General features: G+C 60.6%; 1 protein-coding gene. It reads right to left on the reverse strand.

Going from position 1 to position 1,018, the window contains the following annotated elements; genetic code table 11:
• Positions 1 to 776 (reverse strand): ParA family protein (locus tag DVK06_RS16655; RefSeq protein WP_147438144.1); only part of this gene is annotated, 776 nt, incomplete at its 3' end.
• Positions 777 to 1,018 lie beyond the last annotated feature (242 nt).

Here is a 1,018-nt window from a genome sequence, read left to right on the forward strand (position 1 = left end):
AAGACCTCTGCGAGGAATGCCGTCATCTCGTCAGCGGCGTTCGTCGACATCCGAATCCGGTTGGTGACCGCCGCGATCTCGTCTATCTCACGACCGGTGTCCGTCTCGAACGCCGCAATCTCGTCGAACAGCCGGTCGACCGCCCCCTTTGAGGACGCCTCTGCCGTCGCCGGCACAATCAGGTTCGGCGCCGCGTACAGCGCGTTCTTGAACATCGGGTTGTGCCCCGGCGGGGCGTCGACGATCACAAGATCGTACTCGGCGTCGACGCGAGCGACGGCGTCATCGAGCAGGCCGTACCCGTGGGCATCGGCGCCGACTGTCGCCGGCGTTACCAGCTGCGTCATCGATTCGAGTGCCCAAGTCGCAGCCTCGACCGCGTCCAGATCGTCAACGACGTCTCCGTTGTGTAGCTGGGCGAGGAAGTGCGCCGCTGAGAGTTCGAGCGTCGAGCCGAGCATGTCGATACTGCTCGGGAGGAGATCGGCTTCGGCGCCCTCACAGAGAATGGACGAGACTTCGGTCCGGGCGTCGATGTCGAGCAGGATGTCGAACAGCGTGGGCGGCTCGGCCTCGTAGGCGTCCAGGTGTCCAAGCGCCTCGGTGAGGTTCCCCTGTGGATCGGCGTCGACGGCGAGGACATCTAGCCCACGATCGGCGAGGGCGCCGATGAGGTTCGCAGAGACGGTTGTCTTTCCGACGCCTCCCTTCGCGTTCGCGACGACGAGCCGTGGCGGATGTGTCGCCTGTTCCGCCTGTGGCGGTTGTGGCACCATAGTCGAGACAGGTACCCGTGGCGGCTTAAGTCTACGTCAGACGAACGGTCCGGATCGATGTTCTGGACCTGTTTTCTCTGTGGGATAGTACTTATTTAGAATACTCGCTCATAGGAAGCAGATTGGTGGTCGCAGTAGTTGTCCTCGATATGGGGGTATTAGAATCCGGTATTCGACTACAATATTCGTTTGAGAAGCCGATTCTCAGTTACCAAATACGGAGTTCTTCATAATCTGCTGTA

The sequence above is a fragment of the Halorubrum sp. Atlit-28R genome (genome assembly GCF_003665955.1).
In the GTDB taxonomy this organism is placed as follows: domain Archaea; phylum Halobacteriota; class Halobacteria; order Halobacteriales; family Haloferacaceae; genus Halorubrum; species Halorubrum tropicale.